We start from the raw sequence: 718 nt of genomic DNA, 5'->3' as shown, positions 1-718 counted from the left end.
TTCAGGTAACACTGAATGGAGGACCGAACCGACTTACGTTGAAAAGTGAGCGGATGAACTGAGGGTAGCGGAGAAATTCCAATCGAACCTGGAGATAGCTGGTTCTCTCCGAAATAGCTTTAGGGCTAGCCTCAAGTGATGATTGTTGGAGGTAGAGCACTGTTTGGACGAGGGGCCCCTCTCGGGTTACCGAATTCAGACAAACTCCGAATGCCAATCAATTTAACTTGGGAGTCAGAACGTGGGTGATAAGGTCCATGTTCGAAAGGGAAACAGCCCAGACCACCAGCTAAGGTCCCAAAATATATGTTAAGTGGCAAAGGATGTGGTATTGCCCAGACAACTAGGATGTTGGCTTAGAAGCAGCCATCATTTAAAGAGTGCGTAATAGCTCACTAGTCGAGTGACACTGCGCCGAAAATGTACCGGGGCTAAACATATTACCGAAGCTGTGGATTGTCCGTAGGACAATGGTAGGAGAGCGTTCTAAGTGCGTCGAAGCATGATCGCAAGGACATGTGGAGCGCTTAGAAGTGAGAATGCCGGTGTGAGTAGCGAAAGATGGGTGAGAATCCCATCCACCGATTGACTAAGGTTTCCAGAGGAAGGCTCGTCCGCTCTGGGTTAGTCGGGTCCTAAGTCGAGGCCGACAGGCGTAGACGATGGATAACAGGTTGATATTCCTGTACCACCATTTATCGTTTTAAGCGATGGGGGG

At 49.3% G+C, this 718-nt stretch carries 1 rRNA gene; it reads left to right on the top strand.

The features are described from left to right. A 23S ribosomal RNA gene (locus tag CD112_RS07920) occupies window positions 1-718 on the top strand; the annotation flags it as partial.

It is taken from the genome of Staphylococcus simulans, from assembly GCF_002902285.1.
In the GTDB taxonomy this organism is placed as follows: domain Bacteria; phylum Bacillota; class Bacilli; order Staphylococcales; family Staphylococcaceae; genus Staphylococcus; species Staphylococcus simulans.
This window is presented reverse-complemented; position numbering and strand designations above follow the sequence as displayed.